Origin of the sequence: Mesorhizobium huakuii, assembly GCF_014189455.1 — a bacterium.
GTDB lineage: Bacteria > Pseudomonadota > Alphaproteobacteria > Rhizobiales > Rhizobiaceae > Mesorhizobium > Mesorhizobium huakuii_A.
This window is the reverse complement of the sequence record NZ_CP050298.1, coordinates 200,254-215,205: the sequence shown is the minus strand read 5'-3', so window position 1 is coordinate 215,205 and position 14,952 is coordinate 200,254. Positions and strand designations below refer to the sequence as shown.

Genomic DNA, 14,952 nt, shown 5'->3' with positions numbered 1-14,952 from the left:
CTCACCCATGTTGTCGAAGGCCGCCAAGCGTTTCTAGAGACCAGTTAGACCGGCTGCACGTGTCGCCGGAACCATCCCTCCAAAATAAGGGCAGAGCAAGCCAAGGAAATAACCGCAAGCCAAAAATATGAAGGCTTTGCGTCAGTGCATGGATATGAATGGAAATACGCGCCACGTAAAAGTTGCATCCCATGACTCAAGGGGTTCCAAAGAACATAGTTTCTATATACTTCTGGGAATTGCTCCGTAACGTAAAACACCGAAGAAACAATCTGCAACGAACGCTCGGCGGCGCCGGTCAATCGCGCAAAAAACGGCCACACCCCGATAATAACACCAAAAATGAAACCTATACTTACGCCACACAGCCACATACCAACGAAGTAAAAAAACGCGGTAAGAATATCGTCCGGCAATGATATCACACCAAGATAGCGGCCGATACCGAAGAGAAGCGCAATAGAAACCATGTAAACGATCAAGTACAGTATTGCTGTGGTTATGCCCTGGTGGAAAGGGGAAACCATTGGCAGGTTTAACATTACGCGGTTGTGAGCTATTTGCCCACTCACGCGAAAAATCGTCATGCGGCAGGCTACCCACGTTCCTGATCCAAGCAGGGCAAATGTAGGAACGTCCATGTTGAGAATGTAGTGAGTTCCGACCAATAAATAGACCGAGCTAATAATTCCCAACATAATCATCGGTTGAATCAATAGCCATATAAAAGCAAATGGGCCGTCTCCGTTTATAGCGTGGAAATTATGGATAAATAGCGCCCATATTATTTTTATCGACCTCAAGGTATGTTTGTGAGCGTCGTTTGCGTTACCAGCTAGGCTGGTATTGAAGTTCGTAATGGCGTCCATGTATTCTAATGTTTCGTCGTGGGTTTGTATTAGCGCGGCGTAGTCGCCGTCCTTCTTTGCTCTAAGTGTCTCTCGCTCTGCACGTATCACCATTAAATCGCGACGTGCCTGGATGTTAATTTTAGCCTGTTCGTTCTTTTGAATGAGCGCGTCCAATTCCGCGGGTTGGTATCCCGCGCGCCAAACATCTACGCCGGCTCGAATGTCTTGCTCCAAGAGACGGATCGTCTGTCTTAGTATCCTAAGTTCGATATCCTGCAGCTCACTGTCGAGCGGAGCGCGCATATTTCCCATGGAGATCTTAAGTTGCTCTTGAGCTTTATCATAGATTTCGCGCCGCTCGCCCATCTTTATATTCGGGTTACGTGCCAGAATTCGAAGGATTATCCTCAAATATGGGACTCTTCTTGATGATGTGCCGCCGACCGTAGATTCCATTCCTCATCCTCAAGCAGCCAGGTGGTCGCCAACTGAGCCTTGTTCGTCTGAGCCGGCGTTTCACGAGCGCCGCAGCTAGTACGACCTCGTGTCGGAGCCTCGACGCCGGCCTATGTGGAACGCCGACTGAAGTGGATCGGTGGCAATCGCCTTTTCGGACCGGCGACGACGAACGACACGATCGCCCCGATCGAAGCCAATTCGGCCGATGCGTCAGCGGGCATCAATGTCGGGAGAGGCCCAAGTTGACGTCGACGCCGGAGCGAGATGAAAGTCTTTCAAAATTGCTGAAAGCATGGAGCGTTCATCATCGGAATGCGCTGCCGCCGAAATACGCCTGATACCAGTCCACAAACCGGCCGACGCCCTCGGGCACGGACGTGCCCGGGCGGTAGCCGACGGCCTGCTCCAGCGCCGAGGTGTCGGCGAAGGTATCGGGCACGTCGCCAGCCTGCAGTGGCAACAGTTCGACAATCGCCCTTCTGCCCAGCGCAGCTTCCAGCGCCATGACATAGTCGGTCAGCTTAACCGGATTGTTATTGCCGATGTTGAAAACGCGCCAAGGTGCATTGCTGGTGGACGAGTCCGGATTGGAGGAGTCCCACGCATCATTGGGTGTGGCTGGCTGGTCGCTCGCGCGCACCACGCCTTCAGCGATATCCTCGACAAAGGTGAAGTCACGCGTGTGGTTGCCATTGTTGAACAGCTTAATCGGGAGTCCAGCAAGGATGTTCCTGGTGAACAGGAACAGCGCCATATCGGGTCGACCCCAAGGACCATAGACCGTGAAAAAGCGCAGGCCTGTGGTCGGCAACCGGAACAGATGGCTGTAGCTGTGCGCCATCAGCTCGTTGGCACGCTTGGTGGCCGCGTAGAACTGCAAGGGGTGATCAGCTGGCCTGTGCTCGGAAAACGGCATGTTTGTGTTGGCACCATAAACGCTGGACGTGCTGGCATAGGTCAAATGCGCTACGCTAGCATGGCGGCACGCCTCGATGATGTTGGTGAAAGCAATGATGTTGCTCTCAACATAGGCATGCGGATTCTCTAAACTAAAGCGCACGCCTGCCTGCGCGGCAAGATGGATGACGCGGTCGAAGTTGTGCTCGGCAAAGCAGGATTTGACGGCGGCGCGATCGGCCAGGTTGGCGCGGATGAAATGGAAGCCGGAATTGTTCGTCTTGTTGAATTCCTGAAGGAGTTTCAGGCGCCCTTCCTTGATGCCTGGGTCGTAATAGGCGTTGACGCTATCAATGCCAACGACCTCGTCGCCGCGCTCCAGCAATCGCCTAGCGACATGATAGCCGATGAAGCCGGCCGCGCCGGTGACCAGAACCTTCATCAGAAACGCCCATCCGTATGTTCCTTAGGGAAGATGCCTTTTATATCGTAGATAACTCCGGGATTCTTGCGCAGCTCCTTCAGGCCGACAATGCCATTCGTCTGGAACTCTCTGTGCCCGACCGCCACGACGATTCCGTCATAGCGGCCTTCGGGCTTGCTCCTCGTGCTGGGAAGGCCGACTTCATAGGCGCATTCTGCTGGCGAAACCCAAGGGTCCCAGATATCTATTACGGCATTGTATTCTTGAAGCCGACTGACGATGTCGGCGACTTTGGAATTGCGCAGATCCGGGCAGTTTTCCTTGAAGGCCGCGCCCATAACCAAGATCCTGCTGCCGACGACCGATATGCCCTTGCGCATCATCAGGCGCGCCGCTTGGTCCGCAGCATGCTGCCCCATGCCGTCATTGATACGGCGGCCGGCCAGGATCACCTCGGGGTGGTAGCCAAGCTCCTGCGCCTTGTGCGTGAGATAGTAGGGGTCGACGCCTATGCAATGGCCGCCAACCAGGCCGGGCGTGAAACGCAGGAAATTCCATTTGGTACCGGCGGCGGCCAGCACCTCGGATGTGTCGATTCCCAGCCTGCCGAAGATCAGCGAAAGCTCATTCATTAGCGCGATGTTGAGATCGCGCTGCGTGTTCTCGATGACCTTGGCGGCTTCCGCCACGGCGATACTGCCGACCAGATGTGTCCCCGCAGACACTATGGAAGCATAGAGCGCATCTATGGCGTTGGCTGCTTCCGGGGTCGAGCCGCTGGTCACCTTCACGATCGTTTGCAGGCGGTGTTCGCGATCGCCTGGATTGACGCGTTCGGGGCTGTATCCCAAAAAGAAATCCTTGTTGAAACGCAGGCCTGAGGTTTTCTCTATCCACGGCGCGCAGACTTCCTCGGTACAGCCGGGATAGACTGTCGACTCAAAGACAACGACAGCGCCCGGAGAGATCGCTTCGCCCACTGTCTTTGATGCGGCAACAAGCGGTGCCAGATCGGGGCGATTGGCCTTGTCTATGGGGGTCGGCACGGTGACGATGAAGATCCCGCAGGCTTTGAGTTTCGTCCTGTCGGTCGTGAAAACCAGGCCTGTAGCAGCAGATATCTCGGCTCCGTCGGTCTCGAGCGTGGAATCCTCGCCGCGCCTTAGGGCGGCAATGCGCGCCTCGCTTATGTCGAAGCCTATAACGGGCCGCCTCACGCCAAAGGCGACGGCGAGTGGAAGCCCGACGTAGCCGAGCCCGATAATCGCTATCTTCTTATCATCCAGATTCACCTGTCCCGGCTCCGTATCTTTACCTGTTCATGCTCAGGATTATCGGACGTAGCCAAACCACAGCTACCGCACTTCCGGGTGAAACCGGAAGTTTTCACATGCAGTCGTGAAATTGCGAAACGAGAACGAACGCCCTCTGATCACGCAATTCCGACAAGACCCCTGGACTCCAGATCGACAGGGATTTCGCCATTCATGAAAGAGATCAGGACCCGGGCGCGCCCTGTAGGATCAAGCCTATCAAGGCGACCTATCAACTCCGCAAAAGGACCTGATACAATTCGAACCGAAGATCCCGGCAAAAGGCCACCGCTGAAATCAAGCAGGCCGTCTTTGCCGGTCAATGCAATGAACCGCTCGACTAAGCCAAAAGGGACCGGAAGCGGCCTATCCCCTTGCGTGATCAAAGAGCGGATACCGATAGTCCCGTTGACAGAGCGCCAGCGTTGCTGAGTGACGTCGAAGGCTACAAACATGTACCCGGGAAAATACGCTGATATTCGTTTTGAGAGCCGCCGGGCGTGACGAACTGTTCTCTCCCCACGTGGCACGAAAGAAGCAAAACCCTGCAGGCGAAGATGTTGTTCAGCTATGGACTCCTTACCCTGAAGTACGCCAGCCACATGCCAACGGACTCCAAGGTCGGCGCGTGCCTTCTCATGCTCGCCGTTGACGCCGGCTGCCGTCATCGGCACTTCAGACACGGCCATGGTCTCAGCCCGATTCCCTGTTCTATTCATGTTGGTGGGCCATGCTCACCCGTTGACCAATATACGCCGTCGCAAGCGTGAGCCTCTCGAAAGGGTCTCGCTTGCGTTGATCATAAATCTTGGCAAGCGGCAAAATATCCAGCAACTGGTCGGCTTTGGCAGGGTCTAATGCCGGGAAGTGGACTGTTTCGACGTCTTGATCTTCGGTCTTGGCCATTTCGTTATCCTTCTGGTCGACGATCTCACTGATGTGCGCATGCTCTTTTTGCATTGCACGAGGGCTCCTTTCGCGCTGGGCAAGCCAAGCGCCGAGTTTTCGTTCGCCGGTCGTTATCTTCTCTACCGTTTCTCACTAGTCGAGGATGGCGATGTCACACGCGGCTTACCGAGTGCAAAATGACATGTACACGTTAGCACAGTATATAACTGTCCAAATAATTTTAGTTGTTAAGCTTATGCTACATTGTGGCGCGCGCCCTTTACAATTTTGACGCGGTTATGATTTTGTCATTGCGGAAGATCTGAGCGTGCCGTTTCAGCCATACTCAAGTAATTACTCACGCCCTTGTCAGGGGCAAGAATCCCTGAACCTATGGGGATTATGGATCGCACTGGCACCGTAACGTTAACCGGGCATCGATCAAAATGTGGGATCTGGCGGCATGACCAGATTTTCCCGTGATCCTCTTTATCGTCGCCACCGATTTCCGGCGCAGGTGATTGCCCATGCCGTTTGGCTCTATTTCCGGTTTCCGCTCAGCCTGCGGATGGTCGAGGATATGCTGGCAGCTCGTGGCGTCATCGTCTTCTCACCAGACCGTGCGACTTTGGGCTGAGAAATTTGGCAGACACTTTGGGCGTTGGTGCGCGGATATGAAATCGAACGCATTTCGATCTTTAATGTAGTTGGTTATGCCTGCGTGACTTGACGCCGGATAGACTCCGGGCGTGCCCATGCCAGCATGCGGTTGAGAACGATGCAACCGATGGCAACCTCGGTCTGTTGAGCCGGAAGAGAGCGTGCTCGCAGGCCCCGTCCGATCAGCCCCTTGTATCGTCCGATGGCTGTTTCGCTCAGCGCCCGCTTGCCGTAGCCGGTGGCTGCCTGCCATTTCAGCCGACCGTCGCTGCGATTGCGGCAATGTGCTTGTCCCTTTTACCAGGCGGTCCGGTATCACCGCTTTCCACCGCCGTGGAACGCGGTGGAATGACGATGTTCGCGGTTGCTGTTGCGCTGTGCTGCAGGATAGACTGATAGGTTGGCTTGCCGTCATAGGCTCCGTCGGCTGTGAACTGGTCGATCTCGCCGTCGATCTGATCGAGCAGCGGTGCCACCTGGGAAGGATCATCCGTGTCCTGATCTGTCAGCCTTTGGGCAATGATCGCGCCACTTTTGGCATCCACTGCCAGATGCAGCTTGCGCCAGTTGCGACGTGATCTGGCGCCATGTTTCTGCTCCAGCCATTGCCCGGCGCCGTAGACTTTCAATCCCGTGCTATCGACAAGCACATGCAGCGGGCCGTCCGGCAGCGGCGGGTTTCGTCGGGCTGATGGCTCCCACTTCTGTGCCCGACGGCTCAGCGTCGTATGATCTGGAACTGGGACTTTCAGCCCCATGAGATCCAGCAGCGAGTGGAGCAATCCCTCGGTCTGGCGCAGCCGCATTGCGAAGACGCAACCCAGCGTCAGCGCTGTCTCAATGGCGAGATCGGAATACCGGGCTTGGCCGCCGCGGGTCTTGCGTCGCGGAGCGCGCCATCCCGCCAGTGCCTCCGGCGTTACCCATAAGGTCAGGCTACCACGCCGGCGCAGACCTGCTTCGTAGTCACGCCAATTCGTCACCCTGAATGTCATCTTTCCGACGTGATGACGACGATCTGCGTTGTGTTTGTACGGCATGGCTCAGCGTTGGTGCATGGATCTTTTGTCAACGGTTTGGCGATAGGCAGGCAGGATCGAAATCAGCTTGATTTGAGTGCCATGCCGTACAAACACAACGCAGATCGTCGTCATCACGTCGGAAAGATGACATTCAGGGTGACGAATTGGCGTGACTACGAAGCAGGTCTGCGCCGGCGTGGTAGCCTGACCTTATGGGTAACGCCGGAGGCACTGGCGGGATGGCGCGCTCCGCGACGCAAGACCCGCGGCGGCCAAGCCCGGTATTCCGATCTCGCCATTGAGACAGCGCTGACGCTGGGTTGCGTCTTCGCAATGCGGCTGCGCCAGACCGAGGGATTGCTTCACTCGCTGCTGGATCTCATGGGGCTGAAAGTCCCAGTTCCAGATCATACGACGCTGAGCCGTCGGGCACAGAAGTGGGAGCCATCAGCCCGACGAAACCCGCCGCTGCCGGACGGCCCGCTGCATGTGCTTGTCGATAGCACGGGATTGAAAGTCTACGGCGCCGGGCAATGGCTGGAGCAGAAACATGGCGCCAGATCACGTCGCAACTGGCGCAAGCTGCATCTGGCAGTGGATGCCAAAAGTGGCGCGATCATTGCCCAAAGGCTGACAGATCAGGACACGGATGATCCTTCCCAGGTGGCACCGCTTCTCGATCAGATCGACGGCGAGATCGACCAGTTCACAGCCGACGGAGCCTATGACGGCAAGCCAACCTATCGGTCTATCCTGCAGCACAGCGCAACCGCGAACATCGTCATTCCACCGCGTTCCACGGCGGTGGAAAGCCGTGATGCCGGACCGCCTGGTCAAAGGGACAAGCACATTGCCGCAATCGCAAGCGACGGTCGGCTGAAATGGCAGGCAGCCACCGGCTACGGCAAGCGGGCGCTGAGCGAAACAGCCATCGGACGATACAAGGGGCTGATCGGACGGCGCCTGCGAGCACGCTCTCTTCCGGCTCAACAGACCGAGGTTGCCATCGGTTGCATCGTTCTCAACCGCATGCTGGCATGGGCACGCCCGGAGTCTATCCGGCGTCAAGTCACGCAGGCATAACCAACTACGTCGACGATCGAAATGCGTTCGATTTCATATCCGCGCACCAACGCCGCCAGCATATCCTCGACCATCCGCAGGCTGAGCGGAAACCGGAAATAGAGCCAAACGGCATGGGCAATCACCTGCGCCGGAAATCGGTGGCGACGATAAAGAGGATCACGGGAAAATCTGGTCATGCCGCCAGATCCCACATTTTGATCGATGCCCGGTTAACGTTACGGTGCCCAGGTATGCATTCAGCCCCCGCGCCGTTTGAAAATATTGCTGCCTCTATTCGAGGCCCGTGCGGGACCTTCCCGGCACCTCATGATGCTTTCTCCATGGACCACTGAACGCGCTCTGCGAGGAAAGCCGCAAACGGGCGTACGTCCATATCCACACTCGCGCTTTCCAACCCCGCCAGGTACCGGTCACGGTCTTCCACCCTCACAACTGTCCACGGGTAGCCACCTGAAGCCAGCATCGCGTTCATGAGAAAACGCGCCATGCGGCCGTTACCATCGGGATAGGGGTGGATGTACCCAACAAGCCAATGGCCAAGCACAGCGCGGACCGAAGGTTCAGTCTCCTTCTCCAGCAGGTCAAAGAGGGCCGCCATTCCTTTCGGCACCGCATCAGAGCGGGGCGGCACGTGGCGCGATCCGCGCAGGTAGACAGGATGACTGCGGTAACCGGCGAGTGCCCCGGCACGCAGGATACCCGCGGCAACGGAAGGCTGGAATAATTCCCGATACCAGTCTCGATGCGCTTCACGCACGAAGGCGCCGGGCGGCGCCCCGCGAATAATTTCAGTGACGGAGTCTCGCACTTTCTGAAACGCCTGCCAGTATCCGCGCGCCGCTAGGGCATCGCGGTTCTTGCGGTCTTGTTCATCTATTTCCGGGTTCCACCCCCCTTGGCGTACCCGGTCGATGAGGTCCGGCGTAACGCTGTATCCTTCAATCGAAAGCGAATGGTAAGCGTCACGCTTGTAGATGTCCTCGACGAATTTCAAATAAGGGCGGGGGTCGGCAGGAAGGCCGGGAGCAGCAGGAAAACTATCAATGACCGCCTGCCGTGCGTTATCCCAGATCGCGTGAATTCTGCCGACGATCGGCGCTACACCTTTGATAGTTACAGGTACGTTCTGCTGCTCGCTGAATGGGTCCGTCTCGCGAACATCATACCCTGCCCCCTTCATTGACTTGAGGATTTCGTCCGCAAAGAGGGCCGTCCGGCGCGCCTGAACGCACCGGCCAGACGTCCGGCAACGGCAGAGTGTCCGCCATCCAGAAGCCTGCTCAAAACCCCGGAAACGTCTTTGACGGCGGCGAGTGCGACCTGGGCTTCAATCGGTGAACGGTGGAAGAATGCCTCCGGGACTTTCACCAGAGCTGCGTCGAGGGCAAAGAGGCGAAGCCCGTCTTTTTCGACCACGTCTTCCTGAGCGAGTATCTGCTTCTGCCGGAGATCGTAAAGCGAGGTTCCGAACAAAAGCTGCAGAGTGTTGTTGCCGCCCTTGGGAGTGTAGACAATGACCTGAGAAGGGATAGCGGTCGCTTCGGCATGCAGCAGAACCGATTGCTCGGGAGAAAGGTGCCAGTCGTTCCCGAAACGGTCCCGGCAATACAGGGCACAAAACTCCCAAAATGATGCGTACCAAGGGGTGGTGTCACCTTCCTGCGCGTGTGGGCCGGTGGATATCAGCCACCCCTTTATAACCTCACGTAAGAAGCCATTCTGGAGAAGCCGCTCGCGATGAACCCGCTTGATTTCTTCGGACTTGATCACGCGGCGCCCACCACTCTGCAGTGCCTTGAGGGCGTCGAGCGCGTCAGCGAGTTTTTCATTAGGAGTGGCCATAGCCGAATCTCTGCAAGTTTTTAGTGTTGTACAAAAACAAGTATATGATGCTGATCCATTGCAAGTCAATTGTGACGCGTTAAAACACGTATATTATGACGTGCTGACGCACGTTTGTTATGATAAACTACTGATTTTTATGATATAACTTGCGTGTTCGGCGCGAGGGATCGTCACCCGCAGGGGCCCAGACGCCCTGCGGCTCGGGGTGTCGGCCTAGAGCCTGACCCACCGGAGCCTTGGCGCAGGTGGGACGCGGCCCTCCCTCTCCCTCTCAAAATCATCATCCCGGCCCCGCCGCCGCGCCTGCTCCCTTTCAGCCTTCCGCTCCGCCCGCGAGATGCGCGGCACGGCCACACCATCCCCGCCATCGCCGCCGCCATCCTCCGAACCATCCCGCGCCGCCCGCGCAAAATCCCCCGCCAGATCGACGGCACTCTTCCACGGCTCCTCCCGCTCCAGCGCCTCATGGTGTGCCTGCCGCAGGTCGGTCTCAGGCTCGTACCGCGGCGTTGTATCTTTTATTGGTGTGGGTTTAGGCAAGCGGTAACCGCAATAGGCTTTGTAGCGTAGCCATGCCTTTCAAACACAATACCAGCCGCCGCCATCATATTGAGAAGATGAAGTTCAGGGTGACGAACTGGCCAGAATATGAGGCAGGACTTCGTCATCGCGGCAGTTTGACCCTGTGGGTGGCGTTGGTGCGCGGATATGAAATCGAACGCATTTCGATCATTAATGTAGTTGGTTATGCCTGCGTGACTTGACGCCGGATAGACTCCGGGCGTGCCCATGCCAGCATGCGGTTGAGAACGATGCAACCGATGGCAACCTCGGTCTGTTGAGCCGGAAGAGAGCGTGCTCGCAGGCGCCGTCCGATCAGCCCCTTGTATCGTCCGATGGCCGTTTCGCTCAGCGCCCGCTTGCCGTAGCCGGTGGCTGCCTGCCATTTCAGCCGACCGTCGCTTGCGATTGCGGCAATGTGCTTGTCCCTTTGACCAGGCGGTCCGGCATCACCGCTTTCCACCGCCGTGGAACGCGGTGGAATGACGATGTTCGCGGTTGCTGTTGCGCTGTGCTGCAGGATAGACTGATAGGTTGGCTTGCCGTCATAGGCTCCGTCGGCTGTGAACTGGTCGATCTCGCCGTCGATCTGATCGAGCAGCGGTGCCACCTGGGAAGGATCATCCGTGTCCTGATCTGTCAGCCTTTGGGCAATGATCGCGCCACTTTTGGCATCCACTGCCAGATGCAGCTTGCGCCAGTTGCGACGTGATCTGGCGCCATGTTTCTGCTCCAGCCATTGCCCGGCGCCGTAGACTTTCAATCCCGTGCTATCGACAAGCACATGCAGCGGGCCGTCCGGCAGCGGCGGGTTTCGTCGGGCTGATGGCTCCCACTTCTGTGCCCGACGGCTCAGCGTCGTATGATCTGGAACTGGGACTTTCAGCCCCATGAGATCCAGCAGCGAGTGAAGCAATCCCTCGGTCTGGCGCAGCCGCATTGCGAAGACGCAACCCAGCGTCAGCGCTGTCTCAATGGCGAGATCGGAATACCGGGCTTGGCCGCCGCGGGTCTTGCGTCGCGGAGCGCGCCATCCCGCCAGTGCCTCCGGCGTTACCCATAAGGTCAGGCTACCACGCCGGCGCAGACCTGCTTCGTAGTCACGCCAATTCGTCACCCTGAATGTCATCTTTCCGACGTGATGACGACGATCTGCGTTGTGTTTGTACGGCATGGCACTCAAATCAAGCTGATTTCGATCCTGCCTGCCTATCGCCAAACCGTTGACAAAGGATCCATGCACCAACGCTGCCAGCATATCCTCGACCATCCGCAGGCTGAGCGGAAACCGGAAATAGAGCCAAACGGCATGGGCAATCACCTGCGCCGGAAATCGGTGGCGACGATAAAGAGGATCACGGGAAAATCTGGTCATGCCGCCAGATCCCACATTTTGATCGATGCCCGGTTAACGTTACGGTGCCGACAGGGCAACCAAGGGAACGACGCACCTGCACCAAATATGCGGAAGAACCCCTGATTGACGCTGCGCTCTCACGTTGATTGCCGCGCCGCATTTTTGGGCCGGTGCTGGCGATCATGCCTTATGACACCGTCGAGGAGGCGATCGGCACCGCCAACGACACCGTCTATGGCCTGGCCTCCTACATCCAGGCCAAGGACATCAAGAAGGCCCGTGAAGTCGCCGCCCGGATGCGCACCGGCAATGTCTACATCAACTATCCCCAGTGGGACGCCGGCCTGCCTTTCGGCGGCTACAAGCAATCCGGCAACGGCAGAGAATACGCCGAATACGGGCTTGAGGATTTCCTCGAGATCAAGGGCATCGCGGGCTACGAAGCGGCGGAGTAGGGGCTACCCTTCTGGATCGGCAACCAGCCGATCCCGGTGCTGGAGGAAGCCGGTGCGGCTTCATTCTTCCCGGAAAGCTTTCTGGATCTGATCCGACAGCGGCTTCACCAGATAGGAAAGCATCGTCCGATCGCCCGTCGGGAAGAACACTTCGGCCGGCATGCCCGGCGCCAGCGCCAGCCCGTGCAGCTTGGCGACCTCGGTTTTCGGCAGCGTCACCCGCGCAACATAGAAGGCTGCTCCGGTGCGCTCTTCGGTGGTGAGATCCGCCGAGATCCGCGACAGCGTCCCGGTCAGTTCCGGCGTGGTTTGCCGATTGAAGGCCGACAGGCGCAAAATCGCATTCTGGCCCATCGTCACCTGGTCGATATCCTGCGGCGCGATATGCGCTTCAACGGTCAGGTCGTCCGTTACCGGTACGATCTGCATCACCTGCTCGCCGGGCGTGATGACCCCGCCGATCGTATGCACGGCCAGCTGCAGCACCACGCCATCCTGCGGGCTGCGCAGATCGATGCGCTTCAACTGGTCCTCGGCCGCTACCTTGCGTTCGACGAACTCGGAGATCTTCCCTTGCGTTTCGCGTAAATCGGTCGCGACCTCACTGCGAAGATCCTGGTCGATCTGGATGATCTGCAGTTCGATCTCGGCCGCCTTGCCTTTCACCTGGGCTATTCCCGCGGTCAGCTGCCCATGCTCGCCTTCGAGCCGCACCGCGTCCCGTTCCAGCGACGTCATGCGCTCGATTCCTATCAGCTTGCGACGCCACAGGGACCGCACGCCTTCCAGCTCGATCTGGATCAGCTCGATCTCGCGGCGCTTGGCCTGCAGCTGCTCGGTCAGGCCGGCGGTCTCCTGCGTCAACTGGGCGATCCGTTCGCGCAACTGCGATCGCTGGCCGGACCGCGCCTGGCGCCTGAAATCGAACAACGATTGTTCTCCGGCCATCGATGCGGCGACACCCGCTTCGTCGCGCCGCGATGTCAAGACCTCCGGGAAGCTGATCGTGTCCTTGCCGTCACGCTCTGCCTCCAGGCGCGCCAACCGTGCATAAAACTCATCCAGACCTTTTGAGACGATCGCCAGGTTGGCGCGCGTTGTCGTCTCATCCAGGCGCACCAGAATATCGCCCGCTTTGACCCGGTCGCCTTCACGCACCCTGATCTCGCCGACCACGCCACCCGTCGGATGCTGAACCTTCTTTACATTGGAATCGACCACCAGCCGGCCAGCTGCGATCACCGCACCCGACATTTTGGTCACTGCCGCCAGGCCGCCAACACCGCCGACGAGCAGCAGACAGGTAGCAACCCCAGCCACGAGATAGCGGTGGACCTGCCTATGATGCAAAGCGGCTCTGTCCTCGCTCATGCCGGAACCCCTCTCTCCGTGGCGGCAACGACCTTGAGCGGTGCTGCCGTTCGGAAAACCTTGTTCAGCACCTCATCCTTCGGACCGAAGGCCTGCACATGCCCATTGGCCATCACCAGCACGGTATCGACATTGGCCAGGACAGTGGATCGGTGTGCGACGACGATAACGATGCCGCCGCGGTCCCTGATGCCCTGGATGGCGGCGGACAAGGCCACTTCACCGTCTGCATCGAGATTGGAATTCGGCTCGTCCAGGATGACCATGAACGGATCGCCATAGAGAGCGCGCGCAAGGGCGATGCGCTGCCGTTGCCCCGCCGACAGCGACGCGCCGGCTTCGCCAACCCTTGTGTCGTAACCGTCGGCCAGATGCACGACGAGATCATGCACGCCGGCGGCCTTGGCCGCCGCAAGCACCATATCGGATGACGCATCCGGGTCGAAGCGGGCGATGTTCTGCGCAATCGTTCCATCAAACAGCTGCACATCCTGCGGCAGATAGCCAATATGTTTGCCCAGCTCGTCGGTCGGCCACTGGTCAAGCGTCGCGCCGTCCAGCCGCACGGCGCCCCGCGCCGGCAGCCAGACACCGGCAAGCGCACGCACCAGCGACGATTTACCGGAAGCGCTCGGGCCGATGACCCCCAGACCCGCTCCCTTGGCCAGTGAAAAATTGGCGTCCCACACTACCGGCGTCCGTTCGCCCGGCGGCGCGACACTGACATTCTCAACCGCCAACACGCTGACAGGCGCGGGCAGGGTTACGCCGGTTGCGCCTTCCGGCAGCGCGGACAACAACTGCTTCAGGCGTGCCCAGCTTTGCCGCGCCGCAATGAAACCCTTCCAATGCGCTATCGCCAGTTCGATCGGAGCCAGCGCCCTGCCCATCATGATCGAGCTTGCGATCATGATGCCGCCGGTCGCCTCTTGCTGGATGACCAGATAAGCGCCGATCGCCAGCATGGCCGATTGCAGCATCAATCGCAGGATCTTGGAAATCGTGCCAAGCGTTCCCGCCACATCGCTGGCTGCGGCATGGGCGTTCAGGTACTCGGCGTTGACGGCATGCCATCGTTCGGCGATACGCCCGCTAAAACCCATGGCCTGCATGGCTTCGGCATTGCGCCTTGTCGCCTCGGCCAAGGTGCTGCGGACGGCTGCGTGCTGTCCGGCGATCCTTGTCGGGCCGCGGGTCCGGAATTCGGCCAGAAGCGTCAGCGCAAACAGCACAACAGCGCCGGCAAGCGCGGTAACGCCGATCCAGAAATGAAAGATGAAACAGATACCGATATAGAGCGGCATCCATGGCAGGTCGAACAGCGCGGTCGGTCCGGCACTGCCGATAAAGGCGCGAACCTGATCCAGATCCCGCAAGGGTTGCAGCCCGTCGCCAGAAGGCTTGGCGCGCAACGGCAGGCGCATCAGCGCCGAATAGACCGACGGGCTCAGCTTTGCGTCCAACCCCTGTCCCAGCCGCACCATGAGGCGAGAGCGGATCAGCTCCAGCACCCCTTGAAACACGAACAGTGTTCCCGCAAGCACCGCCAACCCGACCAGCGTCGGCACGCTGCGACCCGGAACGACCCGGTCATAGACTTGCAACATGAAGAACGAGCCGGTCAGGGTCAGCACGTTGACGACCCCGCTCATCAGGACAATGCCCGAAAAAGCACGTCGAAAGGACGACAGGATTCCAACCAGCGTAAGCGGCGGCGATGGCGTCAGCTGCATGCGAGCTCGCAATCAGGATATGGCATCTCG

11 protein-coding genes and 5 pseudogenes are annotated in these 14,952 nt (G+C 58.5%); 4 read left to right on the top strand and 12 right to left on the bottom strand.

All coding sequences use genetic code 11. The features are described 5' to 3' along the window. Positions 1-44 precede the first annotated feature (44 nt). The 5 genes from HB778_RS37390 to HB778_RS37370 all read right to left on the bottom strand — a co-directional run bounded on the left by HB778_RS37390 (position 45) and on the right by HB778_RS37370 (position 4,904). Positions 45-1,307, bottom strand: coding sequence for an ABC transporter permease (locus HB778_RS37390; protein ID WP_183465522.1), 1,263 nt, complete (start codon positions 1,305-1,307; stop codon positions 45-47). A 307-nt stretch (positions 1,308-1,614) separates the two neighbouring features. Next, positions 1,615-2,649 (bottom strand): NAD-dependent epimerase, encoded by a 1,035-nt coding sequence (locus tag HB778_RS37385; protein ID WP_183455024.1) that lies wholly within the window; start codon positions 2,647-2,649, stop codon positions 1,615-1,617. Further along, complete coding sequence (locus tag HB778_RS37380) at positions 2,649-3,923, bottom strand: nucleotide sugar dehydrogenase (RefSeq protein WP_183455025.1); 1,275 nt, start codon at positions 3,921-3,923, stop codon at positions 2,649-2,651. Before HB778_RS37380 ends, HB778_RS37385 begins: the two co-directional genes overlap by 1 nt. Before the next feature lie 140 nt (positions 3,924-4,063). Continuing rightward, complete coding sequence (gene nusG / locus HB778_RS37375) at positions 4,064-4,633, bottom strand: transcription termination/antitermination protein NusG (RefSeq protein WP_183455026.1); 570 nt, start codon at positions 4,631-4,633, stop codon at positions 4,064-4,066. A gap of 22 nt (positions 4,634-4,655) precedes the next feature. Further along, positions 4,656-4,904, bottom strand: coding sequence for a hypothetical protein (locus HB778_RS37370; RefSeq protein WP_183455027.1), 249 nt, complete (start codon positions 4,902-4,904; stop codon positions 4,656-4,658). Between the two features lie 391 nt (positions 4,905-5,295). On the opposite strand from HB778_RS37370, the pseudogene HB778_RS37365 reads away from it, so the two are divergent. After that, positions 5,296-5,488, top strand: a pseudogene (locus HB778_RS37365) (IS6 family transposase); the annotation flags it as partial. Between the two features lie 55 nt (positions 5,489-5,543). Here the strand turns inward: HB778_RS37365 and HB778_RS37360 are convergent. Beyond that, positions 5,544-6,532: pseudogene (locus tag HB778_RS37360) on the bottom strand (IS5 family transposase). 81 nt (positions 6,533-6,613) lie between these two features. On the opposite strand from HB778_RS37360, the gene HB778_RS37355 reads away from it, so the two are divergent. Next, the gene (locus HB778_RS37355) at positions 6,614-7,597 is read left to right on the top strand and encodes an IS5 family transposase (protein ID WP_183454911.1); all 984 of its coding nucleotides are present in this window, start codon (positions 6,614-6,616) and stop codon (positions 7,595-7,597) included. A gap of 50 nt (positions 7,598-7,647) precedes the next feature. Here the strand turns inward: HB778_RS37355 and HB778_RS37350 are convergent. The 3 genes and pseudogenes from HB778_RS37350 to HB778_RS43260 all read right to left on the bottom strand — a co-directional run. Beyond that, positions 7,648-7,776, bottom strand: a pseudogene (locus tag HB778_RS37350) (IS6 family transposase); the annotation flags it as partial. 128 nt (positions 7,777-7,904) lie between these two features. Next, on the bottom strand, positions 7,905-8,780 hold the full coding sequence (locus HB778_RS43265) for a Fic family protein (RefSeq protein WP_348524784.1): 876 nt from the start codon (positions 8,778-8,780) through the stop codon (positions 7,905-7,907). Then, positions 8,777-9,442 carry a hypothetical protein gene (locus tag HB778_RS43260; RefSeq protein ID WP_348524783.1) on the bottom strand — a complete coding sequence of 222 codons (666 nt, stop codon included), beginning with the start codon at positions 9,440-9,442 and terminating at the stop codon, positions 8,777-8,779. Before HB778_RS43260 ends, HB778_RS43265 begins: the two co-directional genes overlap by 4 nt. A 575-nt stretch (positions 9,443-10,017) precedes the next feature. On the opposite strand from HB778_RS43260, the pseudogene HB778_RS37340 reads away from it, so the two are divergent. Then, positions 10,018-10,137 (top strand): annotated as a pseudogene (locus tag HB778_RS37340) (IS5/IS1182 family transposase); the annotation flags it as partial. A gap of 53 nt (positions 10,138-10,190) precedes the next feature. On the opposite strand, the gene HB778_RS37335 reads toward HB778_RS37340, so the two are convergent. Beyond that, positions 10,191-11,180: an IS5 family transposase gene (locus HB778_RS37335; RefSeq protein ID WP_183465572.1), complete on the bottom strand. Its 990-nt coding sequence runs from the start codon at positions 11,178-11,180 to the stop codon at positions 10,191-10,193. Positions 11,181-11,521: 341 nt separating this feature from the next. Between HB778_RS37335 and HB778_RS37330 the strand changes: the two are divergent. Next, positions 11,522-11,818 (top strand): annotated as a pseudogene (locus HB778_RS37330) (aldehyde dehydrogenase family protein); the annotation flags it as partial. A gap of 60 nt (positions 11,819-11,878) precedes the next feature. Here HB778_RS37330 and HB778_RS37325 read toward each other — a convergent pair. After that, positions 11,879-13,189 carry an HlyD family type I secretion periplasmic adaptor subunit gene (locus HB778_RS37325; protein ID WP_183454915.1) on the bottom strand — a complete coding sequence of 437 codons (1,311 nt, stop codon included), beginning with the start codon at positions 13,187-13,189 and terminating at the stop codon, positions 11,879-11,881. Beyond that, positions 13,186-14,922, bottom strand: a complete 1,737-nt coding sequence (locus tag HB778_RS37320) for a type I secretion system permease/ATPase (RefSeq protein ID WP_183465521.1) — start codon at positions 14,920-14,922, stop codon at positions 13,186-13,188. Before HB778_RS37320 ends, HB778_RS37325 begins: the two co-directional genes overlap by 4 nt. Positions 14,923-14,952: the final 30 nt, after the last annotated feature.

What these genes read in the sequence shown, in the direction of transcription:
- nusG (WP_183455026.1), bottom strand. Translation starts at nt 4,633, where the DNA reads ATGGCCGTGTCTGAAGTGCCGATGACGGCAGCCGGCGTCAACGGCGAG.
- HB778_RS37335 (WP_183465572.1), bottom strand. Translation starts at nt 11,180, where the DNA reads ATGCCGTACAAACACAACGCAGATCGTCGTCATCACGTCGGAAAGATG.
- HB778_RS43260 (WP_348524783.1), bottom strand. Translation starts at nt 9,442, where the DNA reads ATGGCCACTCCTAATGAAAAACTCGCTGACGCGCTCGACGCCCTCAAG.
- HB778_RS43265 (WP_348524784.1), bottom strand. Translation starts at nt 8,780, where the DNA reads ATGAAGGGGGCAGGGTATGATGTTCGCGAGACGGACCCATTCAGCGAG.
- HB778_RS37325 (WP_183454915.1), bottom strand. Translation starts at nt 13,189, where the DNA reads ATGAGCGAGGACAGAGCCGCTTTGCATCATAGGCAGGTCCACCGCTAT.
- HB778_RS37385 (WP_183455024.1), bottom strand. Translation starts at nt 2,649, where the DNA reads ATGAAGGTTCTGGTCACCGGCGCGGCCGGCTTCATCGGCTATCATGTC.
- HB778_RS37320 (WP_183465521.1), bottom strand. Translation starts at nt 14,922, where the DNA reads ATGCAGCTGACGCCATCGCCGCCGCTTACGCTGGTTGGAATCCTGTCG.
- HB778_RS37370 (WP_183455027.1), bottom strand. Translation starts at nt 4,904, where the DNA reads ATGCAAAAAGAGCATGCGCACATCAGTGAGATCGTCGACCAGAAGGAT.
- HB778_RS37355 (WP_183454911.1), top strand. Translation starts at nt 6,614, where the DNA reads ATGCCGTACAAACACAACGCAGATCGTCGTCATCACGTCGGAAAGATG.
- HB778_RS37390 (WP_183465522.1), bottom strand. Translation starts at nt 1,307, where the DNA reads ATGGAATCTACGGTCGGCGGCACATCATCAAGAAGAGTCCCATATTTG.